Source organism: Streptomyces luteolifulvus (assembly GCF_008806595.1).
GTDB lineage: Bacteria > Actinomycetota > Actinomycetes > Streptomycetales > Streptomycetaceae > Streptomyces > Streptomyces luteolifulvus.
Genome location: NZ_VZRB01000010.1, coordinates 1 through 24,057, shown reverse-complemented (window position 1 = coordinate 24,057; position 24,057 = coordinate 1). Strand labels below are relative to the sequence as shown.

23 protein-coding genes, 1 tRNA gene and 1 pseudogene are annotated in these 24,057 nt (G+C 70.1%); 7 read left to right on the top strand and 18 right to left on the bottom strand.

The window, feature by feature from the left end; translation table 11 throughout:
• Positions 1-395 precede the first annotated feature (395 nt).
• The 3 genes from F7R91_RS16400 to F7R91_RS16390 all read right to left on the bottom strand — a co-directional run bounded on the left by F7R91_RS16400 (position 396) and on the right by F7R91_RS16390 (position 1,659).
• Positions 396-797 (bottom strand): DUF3592 domain-containing protein, encoded by a 402-nt coding sequence (locus F7R91_RS16400; protein ID WP_150949483.1) that lies wholly within the window; start codon positions 795-797, stop codon positions 396-398.
• A 260-nt stretch (positions 798-1,057) separates the two neighbouring features.
• Positions 1,058-1,345 carry a hypothetical protein gene (locus tag F7R91_RS16395; protein WP_150949481.1) on the bottom strand — a complete coding sequence of 96 codons (288 nt, stop codon included), beginning with the start codon at positions 1,343-1,345 and terminating at the stop codon, positions 1,058-1,060.
• A gap of 232 nt (positions 1,346-1,577) precedes the next feature.
• Positions 1,578-1,659: transfer RNA gene (locus F7R91_RS16390), tRNA-Tyr, on the bottom strand.
• A 234-nt stretch (positions 1,660-1,893) separates the two neighbouring features.
• Here F7R91_RS16390 and F7R91_RS16385 point away from each other — a divergent pair.
• Entirely contained in the window at positions 1,894-2,382 is a 489-nt protein-coding gene (locus F7R91_RS16385; RefSeq protein ID WP_150949479.1) for a YajQ family cyclic di-GMP-binding protein, read from the top strand.
• A 139-nt stretch (positions 2,383-2,521) separates the two neighbouring features.
• Here the strand turns inward: F7R91_RS16385 and F7R91_RS16380 are convergent, their stop codons facing one another.
• On the bottom strand, positions 2,522-2,788 hold the full coding sequence (locus F7R91_RS16380; protein ID WP_150949477.1) for a GlsB/YeaQ/YmgE family stress response membrane protein: 267 nt from the start codon (positions 2,786-2,788) through the stop codon (positions 2,522-2,524).
• A 179-nt stretch (positions 2,789-2,967) separates the two neighbouring features.
• Between F7R91_RS16380 and F7R91_RS16375 the strand changes: the two genes are divergently transcribed.
• Entirely contained in the window at positions 2,968-4,212 is a 1,245-nt protein-coding gene (locus F7R91_RS16375; RefSeq protein WP_150949475.1) for an APC family permease, read from the top strand.
• A gap of 40 nt (positions 4,213-4,252) precedes the next feature.
• On the opposite strand, the gene F7R91_RS16370 is transcribed toward F7R91_RS16375, so the two are convergent.
• The 13 genes from F7R91_RS16370 to F7R91_RS16310 form a co-directional block, all read right to left on the bottom strand.
• Entirely contained in the window at positions 4,253-4,819 is a 567-nt protein-coding gene (locus F7R91_RS16370) for an SMI1/KNR4 family protein (protein ID WP_150949474.1), read from the bottom strand.
• A gap of 99 nt (positions 4,820-4,918) precedes the next feature.
• Positions 4,919-5,311 (bottom strand): YccF domain-containing protein, encoded by a 393-nt coding sequence (locus tag F7R91_RS16365; protein ID WP_150949472.1) that lies wholly within the window; start codon positions 5,309-5,311, stop codon positions 4,919-4,921.
• A complete protein-coding gene (gene htpX / locus F7R91_RS16360) occupies positions 5,308-6,171 on the bottom strand; it encodes a zinc metalloprotease HtpX (protein ID WP_150949470.1) in 864 nt (287 codons plus the stop codon). Before htpX ends, F7R91_RS16365 begins: the two co-directional genes overlap by 4 nt.
• A 271-nt stretch (positions 6,172-6,442) precedes the next feature.
• A complete protein-coding gene (locus F7R91_RS16355) occupies positions 6,443-7,942 on the bottom strand; it encodes an NADH-quinone oxidoreductase subunit N (RefSeq protein ID WP_150949468.1) in 1,500 nt (499 codons plus the stop codon).
• Complete coding sequence (locus tag F7R91_RS16350; RefSeq protein WP_150949466.1) at positions 7,939-9,513, bottom strand: complex I subunit 4 family protein; 1,575 nt, start codon at positions 9,511-9,513, stop codon at positions 7,939-7,941. The genes F7R91_RS16355 and F7R91_RS16350 overlap by 4 nt, the downstream gene beginning before the upstream one ends.
• A gap of 6 nt (positions 9,514-9,519) precedes the next feature.
• Positions 9,520-11,514 carry an NADH-quinone oxidoreductase subunit 5 family protein gene (locus F7R91_RS16345; RefSeq protein ID WP_150949464.1) on the bottom strand — a complete coding sequence of 665 codons (1,995 nt, stop codon included), beginning with the start codon at positions 11,512-11,514 and terminating at the stop codon, positions 9,520-9,522.
• Complete coding sequence (gene nuoK / locus F7R91_RS16340; protein ID WP_150949462.1) at positions 11,511-11,879, bottom strand: NADH-quinone oxidoreductase subunit NuoK; 369 nt, start codon at positions 11,877-11,879, stop codon at positions 11,511-11,513. Before nuoK ends, F7R91_RS16345 begins: the two co-directional genes overlap by 4 nt.
• Positions 11,879-12,493: an NADH-quinone oxidoreductase subunit J family protein gene (locus F7R91_RS16335; protein WP_150949460.1), complete on the bottom strand. Its 615-nt coding sequence runs from the start codon at positions 12,491-12,493 to the stop codon at positions 11,879-11,881. The genes nuoK and F7R91_RS16335 overlap by 1 nt, the downstream gene beginning before the upstream one ends.
• Complete coding sequence (locus F7R91_RS16330; RefSeq protein WP_150949788.1) at positions 12,490-12,993, bottom strand: 4Fe-4S binding protein; 504 nt, start codon at positions 12,991-12,993, stop codon at positions 12,490-12,492. The genes F7R91_RS16335 and F7R91_RS16330 overlap by 4 nt, the downstream gene beginning before the upstream one ends.
• 83 nt (positions 12,994-13,076) lie before the next feature.
• On the bottom strand, positions 13,077-14,042 hold the full coding sequence (locus F7R91_RS16325; RefSeq protein ID WP_150949458.1) for a complex I subunit 1/NuoH family protein: 966 nt from the start codon (positions 14,040-14,042) through the stop codon (positions 13,077-13,079).
• Positions 14,039-15,394, bottom strand: a complete 1,356-nt coding sequence (locus tag F7R91_RS16320; protein ID WP_150949456.1) for an NADH-quinone oxidoreductase subunit C — start codon at positions 15,392-15,394, stop codon at positions 14,039-14,041. Before F7R91_RS16320 ends, F7R91_RS16325 begins: the two co-directional genes overlap by 4 nt.
• A complete protein-coding gene (locus F7R91_RS16315) occupies positions 15,391-16,041 on the bottom strand; it encodes an NADH-quinone oxidoreductase subunit B (RefSeq protein ID WP_150949454.1) in 651 nt (216 codons plus the stop codon). The genes F7R91_RS16320 and F7R91_RS16315 overlap by 4 nt, the downstream gene beginning before the upstream one ends.
• On the bottom strand, positions 16,032-16,427 hold the full coding sequence (locus F7R91_RS16310; protein WP_150949451.1) for an NADH-quinone oxidoreductase subunit A: 396 nt from the start codon (positions 16,425-16,427) through the stop codon (positions 16,032-16,034). The genes F7R91_RS16315 and F7R91_RS16310 overlap by 10 nt, the downstream gene beginning before the upstream one ends.
• Positions 16,428-16,717: 290 nt before the next feature.
• On the opposite strand from F7R91_RS16310, the gene F7R91_RS16305 reads away from it, so the two are divergent.
• From F7R91_RS16305 to F7R91_RS16285, 5 genes are all read left to right on the top strand, one after another.
• Positions 16,718-17,935 carry a sensor histidine kinase gene (locus F7R91_RS16305; RefSeq protein ID WP_150949447.1) on the top strand — a complete coding sequence of 406 codons (1,218 nt, stop codon included), beginning with the start codon at positions 16,718-16,720 and terminating at the stop codon, positions 17,933-17,935.
• Positions 17,936-18,139: 204 nt separating this feature from the next.
• Entirely contained in the window at positions 18,140-19,528 is a 1,389-nt protein-coding gene (locus tag F7R91_RS16300) for a sensor histidine kinase (RefSeq protein WP_150949445.1), read from the top strand.
• Between the two features lie 308 nt (positions 19,529-19,836).
• The gene (locus F7R91_RS16295; protein ID WP_331000567.1) at positions 19,837-20,496 is read left to right on the top strand and encodes a response regulator transcription factor; all 660 of its coding nucleotides are present in this window, start codon (positions 19,837-19,839) and stop codon (positions 20,494-20,496) included.
• Between the two features lie 258 nt (positions 20,497-20,754).
• On the top strand, positions 20,755-22,683 hold the full coding sequence (locus tag F7R91_RS16290; RefSeq protein ID WP_150949439.1) for a 2-oxoacid:acceptor oxidoreductase subunit alpha: 1,929 nt from the start codon (positions 20,755-20,757) through the stop codon (positions 22,681-22,683).
• The gene (locus F7R91_RS16285) at positions 22,676-23,755 is read left to right on the top strand and encodes a 2-oxoacid:ferredoxin oxidoreductase subunit beta (protein ID WP_150949437.1); all 1,080 of its coding nucleotides are present in this window, start codon (positions 22,676-22,678) and stop codon (positions 23,753-23,755) included. Before F7R91_RS16290 ends, F7R91_RS16285 begins: the two co-directional genes overlap by 8 nt.
• Before the next feature lie 92 nt (positions 23,756-23,847).
• Here the strand turns inward: F7R91_RS16285 and F7R91_RS16280 are convergent.
• Positions 23,848-24,057: pseudogene (locus tag F7R91_RS16280) on the bottom strand (IS110 family transposase); the annotation flags it as partial.

The following is a 24,057-nucleotide window of genomic DNA, read 5'->3' as shown; positions in this document are numbered from 1 at the left end:
AACCGGCACGCTTGAGGCATCGCGCAGGAACGCTGTACCTCTACACGCCCTGACAACAGATGGCGTCCGGTACCTAGAGCCACCCGAGGGGCAGGCTGCGTGACACGTCTCCAAGACGCGCCCTACGTGGTGAGGCGGAAGGTCCCCGGACCACGGCGGCACGCCCATCCGTGACTCCCACACCGCGGTGCCGTCGCCGGGAGCCGTCGAGGGTGAGCCAGCGCAGGCTGCAGTCTCGTACCTGCACCTTGCGGGGGGACCCCCGTGGTGGAGATCTACCGCACCGCACCCACTGAAGACGGCAAGCCCGTCGAGGTGATCTGGATGCTCCTGACACCGGCGCGTACGTCATGGAGTCCCGCATCGCAAGCTGACTTCAGCAGCCGTGCCCCAGCTCAGCGGGTGAGCGCAGCCCAGACCGCGACGCCGAGGAAGAGCACGCCTCCGGCCCACGGAAGGACCACCGACGATCTGCGGTGCTTCCGGGTGAACACCCTTGCGCTCTCCGGCTGTTCGGGCAGGTAGACGACCGGCACATGGGTTCCGAGGTCCAGGCCGAGCCCCGTCCCCGTCGCGACGGGCTGGAACCTGACGGGTCGGCCCTGCCGGTCAGTGAACGCGATGACGGGGGTCCACGGTTCGTCCGACGACGACTGCTCCTGGTCCACCACCACCCCCTCGGCGTGCACCCCGCACCGGCTCAGCCGCACCTGCAGCCGTGCCTCCCGCACACCGGCCCACAGACACACCAGGCCCGCCAACACGGACAGCCCGACACCGATCGCTTCACCCGTCATCCGCCCCCTGCTCTCCCTCGCACAGCGCCCAGCCGGCACGGGCCCCGCATCAGGATGGCGCGGCACGCAGCCCGATGGTTCACGAAGGCGCGCGGGCGCGCCGGGCAGCCCTCGGGCTTACTTGGTCTTGGTGAGGGTGGCGCGCAAGAAGGGCCGGTAGCCGCCTTCGCCGTCGTGCACGTTCGAGTCGCAGGCGATGGTTGCGTCGGCGTTGAGGGTGCCGGCCATGCGGGTCGGGCCATGCTCACCGGCCGGTGGCGTCAGGCGCGTTCCCGCTCGCGCGTCTCCTCGATGGCTGCGGCCCGGGTGGGACGGCGGCCCAGCAAGGTGCATCCCACAGTCACCAGGCCGATGGCGATGACCTTAGCGGCGCCGTGGTAGCCGGACGCCAGCTCCTCTGGGGTGCCGGGCAGCCGGAAATAGACCCATGCTGCCGCGAGACCCCCGAAGACGATCAGTGCGACAGCGCCCCACGTCCCGAGATCCGCCCACCAGGGCCCCGGGGCGTAACCCCGCCCGTCGGTCTGCCCAACGTCCTTGTCAGCCACGGTCTGTTCTCCTGGGCATGCGGTGGCGGTCGCGCGGGAAGACGCGGGCCCGGCGCGGAAGGTTCCGTACGGGTGCCAGGCCGCCCAAAATCCCGACCATGCCCCGTCCACAGAGTTTCGAGACCGGGAGTTCGCAGGCGAGACGGCGTGAGACGATCGGCCATCCGGCGGGACTCATGACGAAGGGCCCGTGACCTGCATTTTTGCAGGTCACGGGCCCTTCGTTCCCGTGTGGCGGCGCCAGGATTCGAACCTGGGAAGGCTGAGCCGGCAGATTTACAGTCTGCTCCCTTTGGCCGCTCGGGCACACCGCCGGGGTTGATGCCCTTCAAACCGTCTTTCGGCGGTGATCCGGGGCAACGACGTAAACGATACCTGATGCGGAGGGGTGCTTCGCCACCCGATTGATCTGCGCTCTGAGGACCGTGGGTGGCTAGGCTTGTCCGGATGCGGCCCGGGACAACGCCGGGCTCGGCGGCCGCCCCCACGTACGCCGATACGCACCCGATACGCACCCGATACGCACCCGATACAAGGAGCCACAGGACATGGCCGACTCCAGTTTCGACATCGTCTCGAAGGTCGAGCGGCAGGAGGTCGACAACGCCCTCAACCAGGCCGCCAAGGAGATCTCGCAGCGCTACGACTTCAAGGGCGTGGGTGCCTCGATTTCGTGGTCCGGTGACAAGATCCTGATGGAGGCGAACTCCGAGGACCGGGTGAAGGCTGTCCTCGACGTCTTCCAGTCCAAGCTGATCAAGCGCGGGATCTCGCTGAAGGCGCTGGACGCGGGCGAGCCCCAGCTCTCGGGCAAGGAGTACAAGATCTTCGCGTCGATCCAGGAGGGCATCTCCCAGGAGAACGCGAAGAAGGTGGCGAAGATCATCCGTGACGAGGGCCCGAAGGGTGTGAAGGCCCAGGTGCAGGGCGACGAGCTGCGCGTCAGCTCGAAGAGCCGTGATGACCTGCAGGCCATCATCGCCCTGCTGAAGGGCAAGGACTTCGACTTCGCCCTGCAGTTTGTGAACTACCGGTAGTCCGTAGCCAGTAGTCAGTAGTCCGGTTCGGTCGTCCCTGGTCGTTCTGCGAGGAAGGGTGGGCATCCGGTGGTTCACCGGTGCCCACCCTTCTCGCCTGCTGGCCGCGGTCCAGGGGCGTGCCGAGTCGTGCTCCGGCTCAGTCGCGCGAGTTGCCGAACAGGAGGCGGTAGACGATCAGGAGGACGAGGGAGCCGCCGATCGCCGCCGCCCAGGTGGCACCGTCGTAGAAGTCCTTGCTGATCGGGTGGTCGAGCCAGCGGGCCGATATCCAGCCGCCGATGAACGCGCCCGTGATGCCGATGAGGGTCGTGCCGATGAAGCCGCCCGGGTCACGGCCGGGCAGCAGGAACTTGGCTATGGCTCCGGCCAGGAGTCCCAGGATGATCCAGCTGATGATGCCCATACGGTGAACCTGCCCCTTCGGCCTGCGCCTGCACTGTCCCGGCCCTGTGTTCTCGGTCCGGACAGGTTGTGCTCGTGAGGTCGGCGCGTCCCTTTTGTCGTGCGTTTGTTCCTGCCTTGTTGATGAAGAGGACGCCCGGCCGGCATCCGGCGGTTGCAGTGGTCAGTAGGGTGCGCCACATGACGCGTTCTGGTGCCGAGCTGCGGCGCACTCTGGGTGTGGGCGACGCCGTGGTCATCGGGCTCGGCTCGATGGTCGGCGCCGGGATCTTCGCCGCGCTGGCGCCCGCGGCACGCGCGGCCGGGTCCGGGCTGCTGCTCGGGCTGGCGGTCGCCGCCGTGGTCGCCTACTGCAACGCCACGTCGTCGGCTCGGCTGGCCGCGCTGTACCCGGCATCGGGCGGCACCTACGTGTACGGGCGCGAGCGGCTCGGAGAATTCTGGGGCTACCTCGCGGGCTGGTCCTTCGTGGTCGGCAAGACGGCCTCCTGTGCGGCGATGGCGCTCACCGTGGGGGCGTACGTGTGGCCGGACCAGGCGCATGCCGTGGCGGTCGCCGCGGTGGTGGCGCTGACCGCGGTGAACTACAGCGGCGTCCAGAAGTCCGCCTGGCTGACTCGGGTGATCGTGGCGGTCGTCCTGGCTGTCCTCGCTTCCGTGGTGGTCGTGTGCCTGGGGTCCGGGGCTTCCGACGCGGCGCGGTTGGACGTCGGGGCCTCCGGAGGTGTCGGCGGAGTGCTGCAGGCGGCCGGCCTGTTGTTCTTCGCGTTCGCCGGGTACGCGCGCATCGCGACCCTCGGCGAGGAGGTACGGGATCCGGCACGCACCATTCCCCGCGCGATCCCGCTGGCGCTGGGGATCACGCTGGTGGTGTACGCGGCTGTGGCGTTGGCTGTCCTTTCCGTGCTGGGGGCCGGTGGTCTCGGGCATGCTGTGGCGCCGCTGGCCGACGCGGTGCGGGCGGCCGGGGTGCCGGGGCTTGTGCCGGTGGTGCGCGTGGGCGCCGCCGTGGCCGCGTTGGGCTCGCTGCTCGCGCTGATCCTGGGTGTCTCCCGGACGGCACTGGCCATGGCGCGGGACCGGCATCTGCCGGGCGCACTGGCTGTGGTGCATCCGCGGTTCCAGGTGCCGCACCGGGCCGAGCTGGCCGTGGGTGCGGTGGTCGCGGCCCTTGCCGCCACGGTGGACGTGCGGGGCGCGATCGGGTTCTCCTCCTTCGGTGTGCTGGCGTACTACGCGGTGGCCAACGCGTCGGCCTGGACGCTCGGGTCCGCTCCGGCGGACCGGGTGGTGCCGGCGGCGGGGCTGCTCGGGTGCGTGGTGCTGGCCTTCGCACTGCCTGCGGTTTCGGTGATCGTGGGGGCGGGAGTGCTGGCGGTGGGTGTGGTCGCGTGCGGCGTGCGGCGAGGCCTGGCCGGTCGGTAGGCCGGAGTACGCCCGCAACGGCTCCGGGGGCTCCGGTCTGTCAGGACGCCTGAACGATTCCCGTACGTATGCGGAACTCTGCCCAGGGGACCATCTCCAGCTCCTCGTCCATCTCGTCGTACCAGCCCGTGCCCTCGATCCAGTTGCGCAGCCAGTCCTCGAGGCTGGGTGCGTCCACGTACCAGGCGTGGTCGGCGTCGTGGGCGTTCGGCTCGAAGAGCAGGACGGCGGCCCGGGGGCTGCGGCAGTCCACGCACGCGTACATCGCGCAGCCCCAGTGGGATATCGGCAGGACGCCTTCCGGCCAGGGCCAGTCGGGGTCCTTGCGGCCGCTCTCGCGGTTGGCGATGTACTGCACGACGGCGGCGGGCTCGCCGGCGGGCGGGTTGTCGAGCAGCGGCAACAGGCCGTACTCCGGGCCGAATCCGCCGTCTCCGGTCTGGAGGTAGAGCTCGGCGAGCAGCGGGGGCAGGCGGAAGCCGAGGGTGGCTTCGGCGCGGGCCAGCGTGGCGGTGTCCACCGGCTCGGGGAGGGATGTCCAGCCCCATGGACGGGTGTTGCGGGCCTTGGCATCCACCCGTGCCAACAACTGCTCGATCTCGGTCATGGGTTCATCATGCAAGGCGGCACTGACAATCGGGCCGGCCTGTGGACAACCGCCGGATTGTGGAAAACCGCGGGCCGGCGCGGCAGGCCCGCCTCGCCGTCAGCGTTGCGCGAACGGCTCGTCCGTGCGCACGATTTCGCGTCCCAGCGGGAACAGCGACACGGGGATCAGTTTGAAGTTGGCGATGCCGAACGGGATACCGATGATCGTGATGCAGAGGATCAGCCCGGTGACGATATGGCCGAGGGCCAGCCACCAGCCCGCGAGGACCAGCCACAGGACGTTGCCGATGCAGGAGGGGGCTCCGGCGTCGCGGCGCTCGACCGTCGTGTACCCGAAGGGCCACAGGGCGTAGACGCCGATACGGAAGGCCGCGATGCCGAAGGGGATTCCGATGATCGTGATGCAGAGGACGAGTCCGGCGGCCAGGTACCCGAGGAACAGCCAGAAGCCGCTCAGGACGAGCCAAATGACGTTCAGGATGGTTTTCACTGCTGGTGACCTGCCATCTTCTCGAGCCGGGCGATGCGCTCCGCCATCGGCGGGTGTGTCGAGAACATCTTGGAGAATCCCTGGCCTGGGCGGAAAGGATTCGCGATCATCATGTGGCTCGCGGTCTCGATCCGCGGCTCCGGGGGCAGCGGGAGCTGCTTGGTGCCGCGTTCGAGCTTGCGCAGGGCGCCGGCGAGCGCGAGGGGGTCGCCGGTCAGTTGGGCGCCGGAGGCGTCCGCCTCGTACTCCCGGGAGCGGCTGATGGCGAGTTGGATGAGGGAAGCGGCGAGCGGGCCGAGGATCATGATGAGCAGCAGGCCGAGGATGCCGGGGCCGTCGTCGTCTTCCGAGCGGCCGATCGGGATCAGCCAGGCGAAGTTGACCAGGAACATGATGACGGAGGCGAGCGCGCCGGCGACCGACGAGATCAGGATGTCGCGGTTGTAGACGTGGCTGAGCTCGTGGCCGATGACGGCGCGCAGTTCGCGTTCGTCCAGGAGGCGGAGGATGCCGTCGGTGCAGCACACGGCGGCGTTGCGCGGGTTGCGGCCGGTCGCGAAGGCGTTGGGTGCCTCCGTCGGGGAGATGTAGAGGCGCGGCATGGGCTGTCGGGCCTGGGTGGAGAGTTCGCGGACCATGCGGTAGAGGGCGGGGGCTTCGAATTCGCTGACCGGCCGGGCGCGCATCGCGCGTAGAGCGAGCTTGTCGCTGTTCCAGTACGCGTACGCGTTCATGCCCAGCGCGACGACGACCGCGAGGATCAGCCCCGTGCGGCCGAAGAAGCTGCCGATGACGATGATGAGCGCGGACAGTCCCCCGAGGAGTACTGCGGTCCTGAGCCCGTTGTGCCGGCGGTGCACGGTACGCCCTCCAAGTCGTGCAGCAGGGGAACCCTTTGCTTGCTGATCTTGCGTCTTGGTCTCCGATGCCACTGGTGCCGCGCTGTCACGTCCAGTGGACCCTCCTGTCCTGGTCAACGCCAGGCGAAAGGCACTAGTTCCCTTGTGCGCGCGGCTGCCCGCGTGAGCCGTACGGGTGATGGCGAGGGCCTGTGCACGCGCGCGTGCGGTTCGAACGCCCCGCGCGCGTGGGGAGGGCGCAGGTCGCTCGGGTGGTTGCTGTGCCGCTTGCTCAGAAAAGCGCGGTGTCGGTGAAGCGCAGGACCATCTGGGGGGCTCCGGAGAGGACGATGCCGAGGATCGCGGTCACGGCGATCGCGGCCGTGAGGGGCGCCGGCACGCGGTGCCTGACGGGCTCGCCCTCGGGGGCGCGGAAGAGCAGGGCCGTCCACTGGAGGTAGTAGAAGAGGGCGATGACGACGTTGACGGCCATGACCACGGCGAGCCAGCCGAGGCCCGCGTCGACGGCCGCGGAGAACACGGTGACCTTCGCGAAGAGGCCGATGATGCCCGGGGGCAGTCCGGCGAGGCAGAGCAGGAAGAAGGCCAGGAGGAGGGCTGCCAGGGGGTTGGACGCGTACAGGCCGCGGTAGTCGGTGATGCGGTTGAGGGAGCGCGTACGGCCCACCAGTGCGGCCACCGCGAAGGCGCCGAGGTTCACGGCGGCGTACATGAGGGCGTAGGCGACGGTGGAGCCGATCGCTCCTTCGGCGTCCTCGGAGTACGCGGCGGCGGCGATCGGTACAAGGAGATAGCCGGCCTGGCCGACGGACGACCAGGCGAGCAGCCGTACCGCGCTGTACGCGCGCGTGGCCTGCTGGCGCAGGGCGCCCACGTTGCCGACGGTCATGGTGAGGGCGGCCAGCGCCGCGAGTGCCGGTCCCCAGACGTCGGCGTACGACGGGAGCGCGACGACCGTGACGAGGATCAGGCCGGAGAAGCCGACCGCCTTGCCGACGACCGACAGGTAGGCGGCGATCGGGAGCGGTGCCCCCACGTAGGTGTCCGGCACCCAGAAGTGGAAGGGCACGGCTGCCGTCTTGAAGGCGAAGCCGACCAGGGTGAGGACGACCCCGGTCTGGGTGAGGGTGTGGAGCTGCCCGTCGACGTGCTGGATGCGGTCGGCGACCTGGGTGAGGTAGAGGGTGCCGGTGGAGGCGTACACGAAGCTGATGCCCATGAGGCTGACCGCTGTCGCGGTGACCGAGGACAGGAAGAACTTCAGGGCCGCTTCGGAGGACTTCCGGTCGCCGTACCTGAGGCCGACGAGGGCGAAGGCGGGCAGGGAGGCGACCTCCAGGGCGACGATCAGAGTGGCGAGGTCGCGGGAGGCGGGCAGAAGGGCGGCACCTGCGGCGGAGGACAGCAGCAGGAACCAGTACTCCCCTTCGGGGAGTCCCTTGTCGGCGTCCTTGAGGGCGGTGACCGACAGGAGGGCGGCGAGGAGGGCGCCGCCGAGGACCAGGAACTGGATGACGAGGGTGAAGCGGTCGACCGTGTAGCTGCAGACGCCGGGGTCACCGGTCAGGCAGAAGGTGCTGCGGTCGCCGTCCAGGAGGGGCAGCAGCAGGAGCGTGGAGGCGGCGAGGCCCACGACCGACACCCAGCCGAGCAGTGCCTTGTTCCGCTCGGTCGTGAACAGGTCGGCGACGAGGACGGCGAGGCCGACGACCGCCGCGAGGGTGGGCGGCGCGATGGCGAGCCAGTCGACGGACTGGACGACGGAGCTCATCGGGTGCCTCCTGCGAGGAGCTGCTGCACGGCCGGATCGGTCAGCCCGAGGAGGGTCTTGGGCCACAGGCCGGCGATGACGGTGAGGGCGACGAGCGGGGTCCAGGCCGCGAACTCGTAGCTGTGGACGTCGGCGAGCTTCGGGGATTCCTGCGGGGAGGCGCCCGTGCAGACACGGCGGACGACCACGAGCAGGTACGCGGCGGTGAGCAGTGTGCCGAACGCGCCGATCGCCATGAACGTGAGGAAGGCGGGGCGGCTGAGGTCGGCGGCGGGGTTGAACGCGCCGAACAGCGCCAGCATCTCCCCCCAGAACCCGGCGAGGCCAGGCAGGCCGAGTGAGGCGACCGCCGCGAAGGCGATCAGGCCGCCGAGGCGCGGGGCCTTGCCGTAGAGCGCGGCGCCGGTCGTGTCGGCGAGCGCGTCGAGGTCGGTGGTGCCGGTGCGCTCCTTCAGTGCGCCGACGAGGAAGAACAGCAGGCCGGTGATGAGGCCGTGGGCGATGTTGGCGAACAGGGCGCCGTTCACGCCGGTCGGGGTCATGGTGGCGATGCCGAGCAGGACGAAGCCCATGTGGCCGACGGAGGAGTAGGCGATGAGGCGCTTGAGGTCGCCCTTCGCGCCCTGCTGGGCGAGGGCCAGGCAGGCCAGCGATCCGTAGATGATCCCGACGACGGCGAAGGCGGCGAGGTAGGGGGCGAAGGTGCGGAAGCCGTCGGGTGCGACGGGCAGGAGGATACGGACGAACCCGTACGTACCCATCTTCAGCAGCACGCCGGCCAGCAGGACCGAGCCGACCGTCGGGGCGGCGGTGTGGGCATCGGGCAGCCAGCTGTGCAGCGGCCACATCGGCGTCTTGACCGCAAGCCCGATTCCGATCGCCAGAACGGCGATGACCTGCACGGATGTGGTCAGCGATGAGCCGTTGTCAGTGGCGAGTGCCACCATGTCGAATGTGCCCGCGTTGATTCCGATCAGGAGCAGGCCGAGCAGCATGACGACGGAGCCGAGCAGCGTGAACAGGATGAACTTCCAGGCGGCCTGGGTCCGTTGCTCACCGCCCCAGCGGGCGATGAGGAAGTACATCGGGATGAGGACCATCTCGAAGGCGAGGAAGAAGAGGAGCAGGTCCAGGACGGCGAAGGTGGCAAGCGTGCCGGACTCGAGGACGAGCAGCAGTGCGATGAAGGCCTTCGGGGTCGGGCCCGCGGGCATCTTGAAGTAGGAGTAGAGCGCGCAGAGGAAGGTCAGCAGCGCGGTCAGGACCAGAAGGGGGAGGGAGATGCCGTCGATGCCCAAGTGGATCCGCACGTCGAGTGCGGGGATCCAGCTGATGTCGGTCGTGGCCTGCATCTTCGACGGGTGGTCGTGGTCGAAGCCGAGCGCGAGGACGATCGCGGCGATGAGGATCGCGCCGGTGACGGTCATACCGTGCCGCAGCACGGCCTGTTCGGGCGACTTCCCCTTCAGCCCGGGCGGGGCCGGCAGGAGAGCGGCGGCGGCGCCGAGGAGCGGGCCGACGACGACGAACGCGAGAAGGAACTGCATCACGGACTCGTTGATATCGATCACGCCTGCTCACGCTCCCGTGGCGACGAGGACGACGGCGACCGCGAGGACGACGGTGCCGGCGAGCAGCGCGCTCACATAGGTCTGCACATTGCCGGTCTGGGCACGCCGTACGGCGGCGCCGAGCCATCGGGGCAGGGCGCCCGCACCGCGGACGTAGGTGTCGACGACCTCACGGTCGAGGAACCGGACGAGGGTGGCTCCGGCCCGTACCGGGCGGACGAAGAGGGCCGAGTACACGGCGTCGACGTGGAAGCCGACGGCCGCGTGCCGGTACAGCGGGCCGAGCAGAAGGCGGCCCGGGTCGGCCGGATCGGGGGCATGGGCCACGTCTCCGTAGGCGGGTGCGTGGCCGGCGATGGCCTCGGCCTCGACCAGACCGGCGTCGCCCTCCGGGTGGGCGGCGACCGCGCCCAGCGGTACGCGGGCGGCGAAAGCGGTGGTGTGCCGCCAGGCTCCGTAGACGACGATCACGCCGATCAGGGCCAGCCCCGTGCCGAGCACGGCGGTGGTGAGGGTCGGGGCCAGGTCGCGGCCGTCGAACCAGTCGGGCAGCGTGCGGTAGACGAGTCCGCCGAGGGCGAGGGACGGGACGGCGAGCACCCACAACACCACGGTCATGGTGAGCGGCTGGCGGCCGTGGTCGGGGGCCTCGGCGCCCCGGCCCTGGAAGGCGCGCAGCCACAGGCGGGTCGCGTACGCGGCGGTGAGCAGAGCCGTGAGCATTCCGGCGACCAGGACCGTCCAGCCTGCGGCGCCGGGGGCGTGCTCGGTGTGGCCGGTGGCGACGTGCTCGGCGGCGCCGAGGACGGACTCCTTGGAGAAGAAGCCGCTGAACGGCGGGATCGCGGCGAGCGCGAGGAGCGCCACGGTCATCGTCCAGAAGGCGTCGGGGACACGGTGCCGCAGGCCCCGCATACGGGACATGGCGGCCAGCGAGTTGGTGCCGGCAGCGTGGATGATCACGCCGGCGGCGAGGAACAGCAGCGCCTTGAAGGCGCCGTGGGACAGGAGGTGGAAGACGGCGGCACCGCGGTCGCCGACGGCGAGGGCGCCGGTCATGTAGCCGAGCTGGCCGATCGTCGAGTAGGCGAGGACGCGCTTGATGTCGTCCTGGGCCAGCGCGGCGAGTCCCGAGCCGATCATGGTCACGGCGGCCATGACGGCGAGGACGACCATCGCGGCCTGGGAGGCCTCGAAGACCGGGAGGAGACGGGCGATGAAGTAGACACCGGCGGCGACCATCGTCGCGGCGTGGATCAGCGCGGAGACGGGTGTGGGGCCTGCCATCGCGTCGGGCAGCCAGGTGTGCAGCGGGAACTGCGCCGACTTGCCCGCCACGCCCGCTAGGAGCAGCAGGGCGATGAGGGTCGGGTGGTCGAGTCCGCCGCTCGCGACGGTGCCGAGGACCTTCGTGATCTGGAAGGACCCGGCGTCCGTGGCGAGGGCGAACAGACCGATCAGGAAGGGGACGTCACCGAGCTTGGTCACCAGGAACGCCTTGATGGAGGCGGCGCGGGCCTCCGGGGTCTCCCAGTAGTGGCCGACCAGGAAGTACGAGCAGATGCCCATGATCTCCCAGCCGACGAGGAGCACGATCAGGTCGCCCGAGTACACGACGAGCCACATCGCGGAGGTGAACAGGGAGACGAGAGCGGCGTACGAGGGGTAGCGCGGGTCGTCGCGCAGGTAGCCCGTCGAGTAGATCTGCACGCAGGTGGCGACGACACCGACGAGGACGGCGACCAGGGCGGCGAAGCCGTCGATGTACAGGGCGAGTTCGATGGGGATCGAGCCGGTGGGGGTCAGTTCGGTGGCTGCGTTCACCGCCTGGTCGCCGCCCTGGCGCACGGCGACCAGTGCCGCCAGCAGGAGCGAGGTGAGGGTCGGCAGGACGGCGAGCGGGCGGACGAAGCCGGGCGCGGTGCGGCCCAGAAGCAGGCCGGCGGCCGCGCCGAGGAAGGGAAGGAGGGGGACGAGGACGGCGAGGGTGGTCGTGGTCACGCGGTGGCCTCAGCCTTCTCGTCCGCAGCAGGGGTGCCGCTTTCGTGGCCCTCGGCGGTGTCGCGGAGCTTGTCGATGTCCGAGGTGCCGCGGTTGCGGTAGACGGCGAGGACGATCGCCAGGCCGATGCCGATCTCGGCGGCGGCGATGGCGATGGTGAACAGGGTCAGGGCCTGCCCGGAGTGCAGGGTCTCCTCCGCGGCTTTGCTCAGCCAGATGTCGAAGGCGACCAGGTTCAGGTTGACGGCGTTGAGCATCAGCTCGACCGACATCAGGACCAGGATCGCGTTGCGGCGGGCGAGCACGCCGTACAGGCCGGTACAGAAGAGAAGAGCGGAGAGCACGGCGGGATAGGCGAGGTGCATCAGCGGGCCCCTTCCTTGTCGGCCTGGTCCGTGTCGGCCTTGCCCGCGTTCGGCCTGGCCCGGCCGGCCTCGTCTGCGTCCGCCCTGGCCTTGCGGGACAGGACGATCGCGCCGACCAGGGCGGCGAGCAGGAGGACGGAGAGGGCCTCGAAGGGGAGGACCCAGTTCTGGAAGAGGCTCTCTCCGGTGGCCCTGGTCGAACCCTCGGCCGGGCCGTCCAGGTCGATCCAGGTCGTGCGGAAGGCGTCGACGACGACCCAGACGAGGGTGGCCGCCGCGGCCAGGGCCACGGTGAGGGCGGCCCAGCGGTTGCCGGAGTCGGCGTCCGGGGAGCGGCCGATGGGGGCCTTGGTGAGCATCAGACCGAACAGAAGGAGGACGACGACGGAACCGACGTAGATGAGGACCTGCACCCAGGCGATGAACTCGGCGGTGAGCAGGAGGTACTCGACGGCCAGGCCCCCGAGGGTCACCACCAGCCACAGGGCGGCGTGCACCAGCTGCCGGGTGGTGACGGTGACGAGCGCGGCGCCGAAGGTGGCCAGGCCGACGAGGAGGAAGGCGATCTCGACGCCGGTCGGCGAGAGGAAGCCGTGCGATGCGGCGAGGGTCACGACTCTCCCTCCTGCGGTTCGGTCGGCTCGGCCTGGGCGGCCGCCAGCTTCTCGGCGGTCTTGCGGGCCGCGGCGATCTCCTTCGGCTCCTCCGCGGCGGGGTCGAGGGCGGGCGGGGCCGGGACCGTCCACATCCACTCGCGCAGCTTGTCGCGCTCGTGGGTGAGTTCGCGGATGTCGGTCTCGGCGTACTCGAACTCCGGGGACCAGAACAGGGCGTCGAAAGGACAGACCTCGATGCAGATACCGCAGTACATGCACAGGGAGAAGTCGATGGCGAAGCGGTCGAGGACGTTGCGGCTGCGTTCGCGGCCGCCGGGGGTCGTCGCCGGGATCGTCTCCTTGTGGGAGTCGATGTAGATGCACCAGTCCGGGCACTCACGGGCGCACAGCATGCAGACCGTGCAGTTCTCCTCGAAGAGCCCGATGACGCCGCGGGTGCGGGGCGGGAGGTCGGGCACGACGTCGGGGTACTGGTCGGTGACGGACTTCCTCGTCATCGTGCGCAGGGTGACGGCCAGGCCCTTGGCGAGGCCGGCGCCGGGGATGCGGGGCCGGGAGGGCGGCAGAGGCGCAGCCACGGTTACATCACCACCTTGACGATGCCGGTGAGGGCGATCTGGGCGAGAGAAAGGGGAACGAGGAGCGTCCAGGACAGCTTCTGGAGCTGGTCCTCGCGCAGGCGCGGGTAGGTGACGCGCAGCCAGATGACGAGGAAGGCGAGGACCGCGGTCTTCAGCAGGGTCCAGACCCAGCCGAGGCCGTCGGCGCCCCAGGGGCCGTGCCAGCCGCCCAGGAAGAGGACGGTGGTCAGGCCGCACAGGACGACGATTCCGGCGTACTCGGCGAGGAGGAACAGAGCGAAGCGGAGGCCCGTGTACTCCGTGTAGGCGCCGAAGATGATCTCCGAGTCGGCGACCGGCATGTCGAAGGGGGGCCGCTGGAGTTCGGCGAGGCCGGCGACGAAGAAGACGATCGCGCCGACGATCTGCCAGGGCAGCCACCACCACTCGAACGCGTCGAGGATGCCGGGGAGGGAGACCGTGCCGGCCGCCATGGCGACGGAGGCGGCGGCCAGCAGCATCGGGAGTTCGTAGGCGAGGAGCTGGGCGGCGGTGCGCAGGCCGCCGAGGAGGGAGAACTTGTTGGCGGAGGCCCAGCCGGCCATCAGCGAGCCGAGGACGCCGACGCCCATCACGGCGAGGACGAAGAAGATGCCCGCGTCGAGGACCTGGCCGACCGCGCCCTCGCTGGGGCCGATGGGGATGGCGAGCAGGACCAGGAGGTACGGGAGGAGGGCCACGGCCGGGGCGAGCTGGAAGATACGGCGGTCCGCGCCCGTGGGTACGACGTCTTCCTTCTGCGCGAACTTGACGCCGTCGGCGACGAGTTGGGCCCAGCCGTGGAAACCGCCGGCGTACATCGGGCCGAGGCGGCCCTGCATATGGGCCATCACCTTGTGCTCGGTCTGGCCGATGATCAGGGGGAAGGTGAGGAAGACGACGAAGACGATCAGGAGTCGCAGGGCGACATCGAGAGCGTCGTTCACTGCGGGCCTCCTTCGGGGGCTTCGGTGGTGTCGGGGGAGTCGGCGTCGGCGGGGGCAGGGGGGCCCTCGGCCTCGGGGGCTTTCTCCGTGTCGGGTGACTTCTCGGTGTCGGGTGACTTCTCGGTGTCGGGTGACTGCGGTGCCGGTTCGGGCTCGGGACGTGGTTCGCCTTCTGTGGCCGGTTGGGCCTCAGGACGGGTCCCGCTGTGCTCCGGCTCGGGCGTGGCCTCCCGGCCCCGGTCGCGTACCGGTTCGGATTCGGGTTCGTCGAAGGCCGGGCGGGCGTGGTGCCACGGGGCATCCGGGCTGCGCGGGGCGGCGGGGGCCTTCGGGGGTACGGCCTGCGCAGGTGAGCCTGCGGAGGGTGCGGCCGTGTGGCCGTCGGTCGGCGGTGGCGTCTGCGAGGCGGCTCGCTGGCTCGCGGACCCGCCCGAGGCGCTGCGCGTCCGTCGGGGGCCGGCGGGAGCACCCGCTCCCGGACGCCGCGACGGTGCCGCCTCGCCGGCCGGAGACGCCTCCGCCTGACTCACCGAACCCTCCGCGGCCGTACGCGCACGCCGGGGAGCGGTCGGTGCGCCCGTTGCCTCGGGTGCGCCCGTTGTCTCGGACGCCTCCGTCTGGCTCGCCGAACCCTCCGCGGCCGTGCGGGTGCGCCGGGGCGTGGTCGGTGGGGAGGCCTCTGCCTGGCTGGCTGAGCCTTCCGAGGCTGTGCGGGTGCGGCGTGCCGGGCGTTCGCCGGGGGCGCGGGTTGCCGCGCGGGCCGGGCGGGCGGGGGCAGGGGGCAGCTGGCCCTTCAGGGGGCCCCATTCGTTCGGGTCGGGGACACCCGGGGGGAGCATCTGGCGGCGTTTGGGGCCGCCGTGTTCGGACTCGCCGGGTTCCTTGGCGCCGGGCCAGGCCTTGGCGACGCGGGCGGCCAGGACGAAGTCCTTGCGCAGGGGGTGACCCTCGAAGCCCTCCGGGAGGAGGAGGTGGTCCAGTGCCGGGTGGCCTTCGAAGGCCACGCCGAACATTTCGTGGGTCTCTCGTTCGTGCCAGGCCGCGCCCGCGTAGACATTCACGGCGGAAGGGAGGACGGGGGTCTCGTGGGGGACCGTCGTGCGCAGGAGCAGACGGCGTACCGGCGACAGCGCGACCACGTGCGCGGTGACGCGGAAGCCCGTGCCCGGTTCGTCGACCGCGCTCAGCCAGTCGAAGTAGGTGCAGGACAGCCGGTCGCGGGCCGCTTCCAGCGCCGCGATCCAGGATGCCGGAGGGACGTCCACGGTCAGGACGTCGTACGACTCCTCGGCCGTGGCCTGCGCACCGAAGAGCTCCTCGGTGGGGGCGGGCAGCCAACCGACCGTGGTCATCGGCCCTCCCCCGAACCCGAAGCCGAAGCCGAACCCGAACCCGATGCCGAGCCCGCGGTCGGCGGCTTGATCAGGCCGCTCTGCAGGGTCGCCGCCGAGGGGCGCGCGCCGCCGTGGCCGTACCGCTCGCCCAGTGACTCCCGGGCGATCTTCTCCTGGAGCTTCAGGATGCCCTGGAGGAGTGCCTCGGGGCGGGGCGGGCAGCCCGGGACGTACACGTCCACCGGGATGATCTGGTCGACGCCCTTGGTGACGGAGTAGGAGTCCCAGTAGGGGCCGCCGCAGTTGCTGCACGCGCCGAAGGAGATGACGTACTTCGGCTCGGGCATCTGCTCGTACAGCCGCTTCACGGCCGGCGCCATCTTGTCGGTGACCGTGCCGGAGACGACCATCAGGTCGGCCTGGCGCGGGCCCGGCGCGAACGGGATGACGCCGAGGCGGATGAAGTCGTGGCGGGCCATCGACGCGGCGATGAACTCGATCGCGCAGCAGGCGAGGCCGAAGTTGAAGACCCAGAGCGAGTAGCGGCGGCCCCAGTTCAGGACGACCTTCATCGGCTCGGGGGCGAGGCGGGCGAGGGCGCCCAGCCGCTTCGGCTCCGGCAGGTACACGGGTTCCGGGGAAACCGCTTCTGGCGTCACGTCCATGCCAGGACGCCTTTCTTGTAGGCGTACAGCAGGCCCACGGCCAGGAAGCCGAGGAAGATGAACATCTCGACGAGCGTGGTAGCGCCGTAGCCGTCGTTGGCGAAGACCGTCGCCCAGGGGAACAGGAAGATCGAGTCGACAGCGAAGATCACGTAGAGGAAGGCGTAGACGTAGTAGCGGACCTGGGTGTGGGCCCAGCCCTCGCCGACGGGGTCGACGCCGCACTCGTACGTCAGGAGTTTCTCGGGGGTGGGGACCACGGGTCGCAGCAGGCGCCCCGCTCCGAAGGCGACCGCGACGAACAGCACACCGACGACGGCGAGCAGTCCGACGACCGAGTAGGACTGGAAGTAGTCCGCCGCCACGACGACGGTCGGTTCCGGCACGTCCGTCCCTCGCTCCCTGACTTGGTGACCTTGCGGTTCTGTGACCCTACGGTTCTGTGAACCCTACGGTCCGTGGCCGGTCCACCGGCCCTGCGGTCCTCTGGCCCCTGCAACCCTGTGATCTTGTGAACGACGCTGTTCGACGATCTGTACGCACGGGAGTCTAGGGCCTGATAAAGACACGGTAAGCAGGCCGTCACGGGTCGAGAAGGCGGGGTGGGGTTTTCCCCAGTGGATCGTGGCGGTCCGCCTCATGGCGCGGCGGGGCGTCGCGCGGCACGCTGGCCCGTATGACCGACCCCCAACCGTCCAGGGACAGCAACCGTCTGCCGTCCGAGGACAGCGACCGTCTGCCGCCCGTCCGCTTCGCCTACGACCGGCACACGTGGAAGGAGATCGCGCACCTCCTCGCGAACTTTCCGGTGTCGCTGTTCGGGTTCATCTACGTCGTGACGGTGCTGTTCACCGGCGCGTTCCTGACCCTCACGGTGATCGGGTTGCCGCTGCTCGCGGCCGGGCTGGTGGGCGCGCGGCAGCTGGGCAAGCTGGAGCGGGCGCGAGCCCGGGCGCTGCTCGGGGTGCGGGTGGACGAGCCGAGCCCGCTACCGCTCCGCAGCACGAGGAACGGGGTCTTCGCTCAGTTGTGGATGGCGCTGAAGGATCCGGTGGGCTGGCGCACGGTCCTGTACGACTTCATCCGGCTGCCCTGGGGCATCCTCACCTTCACCGTCACGCTGACCTCGCTGTTCGTGCTGTGGCCGGTGCTTCCGTTCATCGCGCGGGGCCTCGCCAACGCGGACCGGGCGATGGTACGGGGGCTTCTGTCGCCCTCCGACGAGCTGGAGCGGCGTATCGCCGAGCTGGAGTCGGACCGGGGGGTCGTGGTCGACACGGCCGCGGCCGACCTGCGGCGCATCGAGCGGGATCTGCACGACGGGGCGCAGGCGCGGCTGGTCAATCTGGCGATGGGGCTCGGCCTGGCCAAGGAGAAGCTGCTGGAGGGCCAGACCGACGACACCGTCGCGATGATGGTCGAGGAGGCGCACGGGGAGGTGAAGCTCGCGTTGCAGGAGCTGCGGGATCTGGCCCGCGGCATCCATCCCGCCGTACTGACGGACCGCGGTCTGGACGCCGCGCTGTCCTCGGTCGCCTCGCGCTGCACCGTGCCCGTGAAGGTGACGGCGGATCTCGATTCCCGGCCGGCCGCGGCCATCGAGGGCATCGCCTACTTCACCGTCTCGGAGCTGCTGCAGAACATCAGCAAGCACAGCGGGGCGAGATCGGCGTCGGTCGATGTCTGGCGGACCGAGAAACGGCTGCTCATCCAGGTGTGGGACGACGGACGCGGCGGCGCGAACCTCGACGGCGGTACGGGGATGCGGGGTCTGGCCGAACGCCTGGACGCGGTCGACGGGCTGTTCGTCGTCGACTCGCCGCCGGGCGGCCCCACCACCGTCACCGCGGAGCTGCCGTGGCGGGACCGGAGCGAGGACGTCCGGCGGACCTGACGACGCCCCCGTGGGTGGGGAAAACCCCCGGGCCGAGACGCCGACGGCCGTCATGGCCCGCGGGGGCGTGGCCGAGCAGTCTGGAGGTACGACAGCACAGCCGACCACGACGAGCAATGGCTCAGGACACGGGCAGGCTCAAGACACGAGCACAGCTCAGGACGACGGGCACAAGCTCGGGACGAGTAGAAACGGACGACGCCGATGGCCACGGACCACGGACAGGGCTACGGGCACGACAGCGGGTTCGGGCACGACAGCGGGTTCGGGCACGACAGCGGGTTCGGGTTCCCCGGTGACGCCGGTGAGCGCCGGCGGCGGCTGCCCGCCGGGCTGCGGGCGCCGTTCGAGGCGCGCAGCTGGCGCGAGTTCGGGTATGTGCTGCTGAGCCTGCCGGTGAGCATCCTGCTGTTCACGTACGCCGTCACGATGCTCTCGCTCGGTGTGGGCCTGCTCGTCACGTTCCTCGGGATACCGGTGCTGGCGGCGGGGCTGGCCGGGTGCCGTGGGTTCGGGGCGCTGGAGCGGGCCCGGGCCCGTGCCCTGCTGGGTCTGGAGGTGGCCGACCCCGAGCCGCTGCGGATGCGGAAGAGCGGCCTGATGGCGTGGATGGGGGCCGTCCTCAAGAGCGGCACGTCCTGGCGGAACCTGCTGTACGCGGTGCTGCAGCTCCCGTGGGCGGCGTTCTCATTCGGCGTCGCGGTGGCGTTCTGGACGTATGGGTGGGCGCTGCTGACGTATCCGCTGTGGTTCTGGCTCTTCCCGCTGTACGGCGGGCAGGGCGGGCTCCAGCTGTACGGCGACGACCGGCACCAGGTCTACCTCGACAACGCCTTCGAGATCACCGTGACCGCGCTGGTGGGGCTGTTGTTCACGCTCGCCTCGCCCTGGATCGTGCGGGCGCTGACGACGGTGGACCGGCTGCTGGTGCACGGGCTGCTCGGGCCGTCGCGGCTGTCGGCGCGGGTGGTGGAGCTGGAGTCCGACCGGGGGGTCGTGGTCGACACGGCCGCGGCCGACCTGCGGCGCATCGAGCGCGATCTGCACGACGGGGCGCAGGCGCGGCTCGTGGCGCTGGCCATGGATCTGGGACTGGCGAAGGAGAAGCTCGCGGAGGATCCGCAGGCGGCGGCGCGGATGGTGGACGAGGCGCACGGCGAGGTGAAGACGGCGCTGCAGGAGCTGCGGGATCTGGCCCGCGGGATCCATCCGGCGGTGCTGACGGACCGGGGGCTGGATGCGGCGCTGTCCGCGGTGGCCTCGCGGTGCACGGTGCCGGTGCAGGTGGAGGTCGATCTGGCCGAGCGGCCGGCGGCGGCGATCGAGGGGATCGCGTACTTCACGGTGTCGGAGCTGCTGCAGAACATCAGCAAGCATGCACGGGCGACCTCGGCGGCGGTGGATGTGTGGCGGGCCGAGGACCGGTTGATGCTGCAGGTCGTGGACGACGGGGTGGGTGGGGCGGATGTCTCCGGGGGGTCGGGGCTGGCGGGGCTGGCCGGGCGGCTGGGCGCGGTGGACGGGGTTCTGGTGGTGGACTCGCCGGTCGGGGGGCCGACGAGGGTGACCGCGGAGTTGCCCTGGCGGCGGTGAGGTGCGCCGGCGGGGGTGGGCGGCTCGGCTGGGCGGGGGGGTGCGGTGAGGGTTTTCGGTTTCGCCCCCGCCGCCCTTACCCGTCCCATCCCTGGGGGCTGCGCCCCCAGACCCCCCTTTCGGCCTGGACGGCCTCGTCCTCAAACGCCGGACGGGCTGACTGCGCCCGCCCCCGCCACCTTCACAACCACGTGCTCAAGATCATTCCGCTCTCTTCGCCCCGCGCAAGCGCACCCGCATCCGATTGCTGGAATGCTGGGCCCTGTCGTGCGGGCGGGCTATGGGGGGCCGGAATCGTGGAGGACAGGGTGCGTGTGGTCATCGCCGAGGATTCGGTGCTGCTCAGGGAGGGCCTGACCCGGCTGCTGACCGACCGTGGGCACGAGGTCGTCGCCGGGGTCGGTGACGGGGACGCGCTGGTCAAGACCATCACGGAGCTGGACGGGCAGGGCGAGCTGCCGGATGTCGTGGTGGCCGACGTACGGATGCCGCCGACGCACACCGACGAGGGGGTGCGGGCCGCGGTGCAGTTGCGCAAGGCACACCCCGGTCTCGGGGTACTCGTACTGTCGCAGTACGTGGAGGAGCGGTACGCCACCGAACTGCTGGCCGGTTCCAGCCACGGGGTCGGCTATCTGCTCAAGGACCGCGTGGCGGAGGTGCGTGAGTTCGTGGACGCGGTCGTGCGGGTCGCCCAGGGGGGTACGGCCCTCGACCCGGAGGTGGTCGCGCAGCTGCTCGGGCGCAGCCGCAAGCAGGACGTGCTCGCGGGGCTCACCCCGAGGGAGCGCGAGGTCCTGGGGCTGATGGCCGAGGGGCGCACCAACTCGGCGATCGCCCGCCAGCTGGTGGTGAGCGACGGCGCCGTCGAGAAGCACGTCAGCAATATCTTCCTGAAGCTCGGGCTGTCCCCGAGCGAGGGGGACCACCGGCGGGTGCTGGCGGTTCTGACCTATCTGAACTCCTGAGCAGTCTTGAGCGCTCCTGCGTTTGGACGGGCCGCAGAACCGGACCCCGGATCGGCAGCGTCTTCAAGGATGCGCCGGGGGCGCAGTAAAGCGTGACGGGCACATCCTGACAAGTCAGGGCGCCCGACCATCTCAAAAGCATGTCCATCATGCGAATGACCCAGGGAAGGCGACCCTCACGGTCGTAGGGTTGATCCTGGGAAGGGACCTGTGGGAAGGCCGCCTCCCAGACAGCCGCCTCGAGGGAGGTCCAGTTCAGTGACCAGCAAGGTCAGTAGCCCAGCGGAGCAGGCAGACGGAACCGTCGTAGGAGAGCAGCGCAAAGCGGCCGGCGCCAAGGACGTACGCCGCCTCGACCGGGTGATCATTCGATTCGCGGGCGACTCGGGTGACGGTATGCAGCTCACCGGCGACCGCTTCACCTCGGAGACGGCGTCCTTCGGCAACGACCTGTCCACCCTGCCGAACTTCCCCGCCGAGATCCGGGCCCCTGCGGGGACTCTGCCGGGCGTGTCCTCCTTCCAGCTGCACTTCGCCGACCACGACATCCTCACTCCGGGTGATGCGCCGAACGTGCTGGTCGCCATGAACCCCGCCGCACTGAAGGCGAACATCGCCGATCTGCCGCGCGGCGCGGAGATCATCGTCAACACGGACGAGTTCACCAAGCGGGCGATGCAGAAGGTGGGGTACGCGGCCTCGCCGCTGGAGGATGGCTCCCTCGACGGTTACAGCCTGCACCCGGTCCCGCTGACCACCCTGACCGTCGAGGCGCTCAAGGAATTCGACCTCACCCGCAAGGAGGCCGAGCGCAGCAAGAACATGTTCGCGCTGGGCCTTCTGTCGTGGATGTATCACCGGCCGACCGAGGGCACCGAGAAGTTCCTGAAGGCCAAGTTCGCCAAGAAGCCCGCCATCGCGGCCGCCAACATCGCCGCCTTCCGCGCGGGCTGGAACTTCGGGGAGACGACGGAGGACTTCGCGGTCTCCTTCGAGATCGCCCCGGCGACGAAGGCCTTCCCGGTCGGCACCTACCGCAACATCTCCGGGAACCTCGCCCTGTCCTACGGGCTGGTCGCCGCGTCCCGGCAGGCGGACCTGCCGCTCTTCCTCGGCTCGTACCCGATCACGCCCGCCTCGGACATCCTGCACGAGCTGAGCAAGCACAAGAACTTCGGTGTGCGCACCTTCCAGGCCGAGGACGAGATCGCCGGTATCGGCGCGGCGCTGGGCGCGGCCTTCGGCGGCTCGCTGGCGGTGACGACGACCTCGGGTCCCGGTCTGGCCCTGAAGTCGGAGACCATCGGTCTCGCCGTCTCCCTGGAGCTGCCGCTGCTGATCGTCGACATCCAGCGCGGTGGCCCGTCCACGGGTCTGCCGACCAAGACGGAGCAGGCGGATCTGCTGCAGGCGATGTTCGGCCGCAACGGCGAGGCCCCGGTGCCGGTGATCGCGCCCCGCACCCCGGCCGACTGCTTCGACGCCGCCATCGAGGCCACGCGGATCGCGCTGACGTACCGCACTCCGGTGATGCTGCTCTCCGACGGCTATCTGGCCAACGGCTCGGAGCCCTGGCGCATCCCGGACCTCGACGAGCTTCCGGATCTTCAGGTGCAGTTCGCCCAGGGACCGAACCACACCCTGGAGGACGGCACCGAGGTCTTCTGGCCGTACAAGCGTGATCCGCAGACGCTCGCCCGTCCGTGGGCGATCCCGGGCACACCGGGCCTGGAGCACCGGATCGGCGGCATCGAGAAGGAGGACGGCACGGGCAACATCTCCTACGCCCCCGCCAACCACGACTTCATGGTCCGCACCCGCCAGGCCAAGATCGACGGGATCGACGTCCCGGATCTGGAGGTCGACGACCCGGACGAGGCCAAGACCCTGGTTCTGGGCTGGGGTTCGACCTACGGACCCATCACGGCGGCGGTACGACGGCTGCGCACGGCCGGGGAGTCGATCGCGCAGGCCCATCTGCGCCACCTCAACCCGTTCCCGAAGAACCTCGGCACCGTCCTGAAGGCCTACGACAAGGTGGTGATCCCCGAGATGAACCTCGGGCAGCTCGCCACCCTGGTCCGGGCGAAGTACCTGGTCGACGCACACTCGTACAACCAGGTCAATGGAATGCCGTTCAAGGCGCAACAGCTCGCCGCGGCTCTCAAGGAGGCCATCGATGGCTGAGACGTCCACAGAAGGCGCGGGCACGATCGAGGCGCTCACTCTGGTGCCCAAGGCCGAAGCCAGGCAGTCCATGAAGGACTTCAAGACCGACCAGGAAGTGCGCTGGTGCCCCGGCTGCGGTGACTACGCGATCCTCGCAGCGGTGCAGGGCTTCATGCCGGAGCTGGGGCTGGCGAAGGAGAACATCGTCTTCGTCTCCGGCATCGGCTGCTCCTCTCGGTTCCCGTATTACATGAACACCTACGGCATGCACTCGATCCACGGCCGGGCGCCCGCGATCGCGACCGGACTGGCCACCAGCCGGCGGGACCTGAGCGTGTGGGTGGTCACGGGGGACGGTGACGCGCTGTCCATCGGCGGCAACCATCTGATCCACGCCCTGCGCCGCAACGTCAACCTGAAGATCCTGCTGTTCAACAACCGGATCTACGGTCTGACCAAGGGCCAGTACTCCCCCACCTCCGAGGTCGGCAAGATCACCAAGTCGACGCCGATGGGGTCGCTGGACGCGCCCTTCAACCCGGTGTCGCTGGCGATCGGCGCGGAGGCGTCGTTCGTGGCGCGGACGATCGACTCCGACCGCAAGCATCTGACGGAGGTGCTGCGGCAGGCCGCCGCCCATCCGGGCACGGCGCTGATCGAGATCTACCAGAACTGCAACATCTTCAACGACGGCGCCTTCGAGGTGCTGAAGGACAAGCAGCATGCCGAGGAGGCGCTGATCCGGCTGGAGCACGGGGAGCCGATCCGCTTCGGGTCGGACCGTTCGCGCGGGGTCGTACGGGATCAGGCGACCGGCGATCTGCAGGTGGTCACGGTGACGCCCGAGAACGAGGCGCAGGTGCTGGTCCACGACGCCCACGCGGCCTCGCCGACCCAGGCGTTCGCGCTGTCCCGGCTGGCCGACCCGGACAATCTGCACCACACGCCGATCGGTGTCCTGCGCTCCGTGGAGCGCCCGGTCTACGACACGCAGATGACCGACCAGCTCGACACCGCGATCGAACAGAAGGGCAAGGGCGACCTGGCGGCCCTGCTGGCGGGCGGGGACACCTGGACGGTCGTGGGCTGACCTGCCGCTGACGTCCGAGGGCCTGGGTGCTGCAGCGCACCCAGGCCCTTTGCGTCGTGTCGGGGAGGTCAGACACCCCATGTCGTTTGGTGTCAAGCGGCGGGGGTGTGGGCGTGGTGTGACCAGGCGGTCGCCTCGTCGTAGGTGGTGCGGGTTTTGAGGCAGCCGTGGAGGATGCCGACGAGGCGGTTGCCGACCTGTCGGAGGGCGGGGTTGTAGCCGGCCTCGCGGGCGCGCTGTCTGTCGTAGTAGCGGCGGGCGCCGGGGGAAGCGCGTAGGGCTGAGAACGCCTGACGCTGGAG